Below are 3,367 nucleotides of genomic sequence, written 5' to 3' on the forward strand. Positions count from 1 at the left end.
TAGTGATGAGATTTTAGCCTTTTATTGCTTATTAAAGGCTAATAGACTAAGATTAGCTATGAAAAAAATATGCCCACTATGTGAAACTCCATCTGACTTTTTTTACGAGGATACACAGCGTTATTATAAGTGTCAAAATTGCCATGGTATCTTTGTATCTGATGAACAACTTCCTGATACAAAGAGTGAAAAAGAGCGTTATGAACTCCATGATGATGACACGGAGGATGAAGGATACAGAAAGTTTGTTTCTCCAATTACCTCCAACATTATAAAAGATTTCAGAGCAGAAGCCAAAGGTCTGGATTTTGGAGCAGGGACTTCGCAAATTATTACAAAAGTTCTGCAAGAAGTAGGGTATGATATAGCTTCTTACGATCCCTATTTTCATAATTATCCACAACTTTTAGAAAAAAAATATGATTACATTGCCTCATGTGAAGTAATAGAGCATTTTTACCATCCAAAAAAAGAGTTTACACTTTTAAAAAATATGTTAAAAGAGGGAGGTAAGCTTTATCTTATGACAGATATTTATGATGAGAAGATTGACTTTGCTTCGTGGTATTATAAAAATGACCCTACGCATGTTTTTTTATACACACAACAAACATTTGAGTATATTAAAAAAGCATATAACTTTAAAAAGTTACATATAGAGAAGAGATTAGTAGTATTTTTATAAGTTGAACCTATTATTAAATTTCTATTATCTTATATGTGCAATAATTTTGTAATCAAAAATTACAAATAAGGAAAAAATCATGAAACATGCTTATCTTACAAAATCAGCTGTAGAAGATGCGTTAGTGCATCATATAATCACAAAACAAGAAGCTAAAACACTAGAGAAAAGATTGGCTATATGCCAAGAGAGACTTCACAAGCATTAAGCTTGCGAAAGTTGGCTAAAAAAAGTGCGGCTACTGAAAAGTAGTGCCACCATCAACAACGATTGTTTGACCTGTTAGCCAAGAAGATTCGTTAGAACATAAAAATTTACATGCACCTGTTAGATCTTCAGGTACACCCATGCGTGAGAGAGGTGAACGGCGTACTACTTCAGCTTTTACCTCTTCATAGTTAGGGAATGCTTTAAGCGCGTCAGTGTCGATTGGACCACCGCTTACTGCATTTACTCTAATATTTTTCTCACCAAGTTCAGCGGCAGCGTAGCGTACCATTGCTTCTACTGCTGCTTTATTTGTGCCATGTCCTGCATAGTTTGGAGTATAAACAAGATTTCCAGTAGAGCTCATGCTTATGATAGAACCGCCACCAACTTTCTCCATACGTTTTGCAGCCTCTTGCGCACCTACAACAAAGGCATCAACTGTTGCGGTGTAGATGTTGTTAAGTCCGCGAGGTTTCAAACGCATAAATGGACCAAAGCCACCGACAACAGCACGTCCTGAGATGATTGCGTTTGAGATGAAGTAGTCGAGTCTATCAAAATCTTCATCAAATGCTTTGTAAACATCTTTATATGTAGTAGGCTCTAAGATGTCAAGTTTGTAAGCATGGCATTTCACACTGTAGTTCGACTCAATATCAGCAATGATTTCATTTGCAGTATCTGCACTTGAAGCATAAGTAAACGCAACATCGCATCCCTCTTTTGCAAAAGCATACACAATCGCCTTACCAATTCCACGTGTTCCACCACTAATAAATAGAGTTTTACCTTTCATATCTGCCATATTATAATCCTTTTATCTCGTAGTTTTTCATTACTTCTTCAATTTTTTTCATATTTTCTTTGCTTGGAGCTACTAGTGGAAGTCTGTACTCTAAAGTTTCAGTGAGCCCTGCTATGTACATCGCTGCTTTTACAGGAATAGGGTTTGATTCGCAAAACATTACTTTGTTGAGAGGGTAGAGTTTGTTGTTTATCTCTCTTGCCCCTTTAAAATCACCGCTAAGAGCTTTTTTGACAAGTTCAGATTTTAGGTCTGGCATCAAGTTTGAAGTAACAGAAGTAACACCTGCACCACCATTTGCCAAAATAGGGTAGTCAATGGCATCATCACCAGAAAATACTTTGAGCTCAGGACGACGAGAAAGAAGTTCAACTGTACGCTCTAAACTTCCAGTAGCCTCTTTGACACCATAGATATTTTTAACATCATCAAAAAGACGGATGGTTGTGTCTGCTGAGATGTCCACGCCTGTACGACCTGGAACATTGTAGAGCATAAATGGAAGTTCACTTACAGCTTCAGCAATCGCTTTGTAGTGTTGGTAAAGTCCCTCTTGTGAAGGTTTGTTATAGTATGGTGAAACAGAAAAAATAGCATCTACACCACAGCTTTGTGCATGTTTTGCTATCTCAATGGCTTCATGAGTGGCATTACTTCCTGCACCTGCAAGAACTTTTGTATTTGTATTTTTACATACTTCTACAGCTATTTCGATGCAGCGTTTATGCTCATCATGTGTCAGTGTAGCACTCTCACCAGTTGTCCCCACAGGACATACTGCATCCATACCATTGTTAATTTGGCGTTGTATTAAAGCAGCATAAGTCTGCTCATCGAGTTTTCCATTTTTAAATGGAGTTATAAGTGCGGTTGAAGAACCTGTAACTAAATTCATCTTGCTTAGCCTTTAAAATAATAAGCGCAATTATAGCTAAAAGTTTTAAAATTGAGCTAATGTAGTGATTTATAATGTATAATAACGAACATATAATTTAATTTTAATCATTACTCAGGAGAAAAAACAAAATGAAAATCGCAATAGCAGGAACAGGTTACGTAGGGCTCTCAAACGGAATTTTACTCTCTCAAAACAACGAGGTAGTAGCCTTAGACATCATCCCCGAAAAAGTAGAGATGCTTAACAAAAAACAATCTCCTATAGAAGATAAAGAGATAGAAGAGTATCTCCAAAGAGATGATCTAAACTTTAGAGCTACATTAGATAAAGAAGAGGCGTACAAAGATGCTGACTTTATCATCATCGCAACACCTACAGACTATGACCCTGAGACAAACTACTTTAATACGAAAAGTATAGAGTATGTCATAGCCGATGTACTTGAAATAAACCCAAACGCAACAATGGTCATAAAATCAACTGTACCCGTAGGTTACACAAAAAGCATAAATGAAAAGTTCAACACAAACAACATCATATTTTCTCCCGAGTTTCTAAGAGAAGGAAAAGCACTCTATGACAATCTCTACCCAAGTAGAATTATAGTAGGTGAAAAAAGTGAGAGAGCAAAAACATTTGCAAACCTCTTAGCACAAGGTGCAAAAAAAGAGAACATAGACATTCTCTTTACAAATTCAACTGAAGCAGAAGCTGTAAAACTCTTCTCAAACACTTACCTTGCTATGCGCGTAGCATACTTCAATGAACT

Annotated in this window: 5 protein-coding genes; 3 read left to right on the plus strand and 2 right to left on the minus strand. The window is 36.5% G+C overall.

Going from position 1 to position 3,367, the window contains the following annotated elements; all coding sequences use genetic code 11:
- A partial coding sequence (locus MV589_RS09750) for a class I SAM-dependent methyltransferase (RefSeq protein ID WP_297434374.1) occupies positions 1-685 on the plus strand: 685 nt, incomplete at its 5' end.
- A gap of 79 nt (positions 686-764) precedes the next feature.
- Positions 765-893 carry a hypothetical protein gene (locus MV589_RS09755; RefSeq protein ID WP_297434376.1) on the plus strand — a complete coding sequence of 43 codons (129 nt, stop codon included), beginning with the start codon at positions 765-767 and terminating at the stop codon, positions 891-893.
- A 30-nt stretch (positions 894-923) separates the two neighbouring features.
- Here MV589_RS09755 and MV589_RS09760 read toward each other — a convergent pair whose 3' ends face one another.
- Positions 924-1,700, minus strand: a complete 777-nt coding sequence (locus MV589_RS09760; RefSeq protein ID WP_297434378.1) for an enoyl-ACP reductase — start codon at positions 1,698-1,700, stop codon at positions 924-926.
- Position 1,701: 1 nt separating this feature from the next.
- Positions 1,702-2,595 carry a 4-hydroxy-tetrahydrodipicolinate synthase gene (gene dapA / locus MV589_RS09765; protein WP_297434380.1) on the minus strand — a complete coding sequence of 298 codons (894 nt, stop codon included), beginning with the start codon at positions 2,593-2,595 and terminating at the stop codon, positions 1,702-1,704.
- Between the two features lie 131 nt (positions 2,596-2,726).
- Between dapA and MV589_RS09770 the strand changes: the two genes are divergently transcribed.
- The coding region (locus MV589_RS09770) for a UDP-glucose 6-dehydrogenase family protein (RefSeq protein WP_521966177.1) at positions 2,727-3,367 on the plus strand (641 nt) is incomplete at its 3' end.

The organism is Sulfurimonas sp., assembly GCF_026991475.1.
Taxonomy (GTDB): domain Bacteria; phylum Campylobacterota; class Campylobacteria; order Campylobacterales; family Sulfurimonadaceae; genus Sulfurimonas.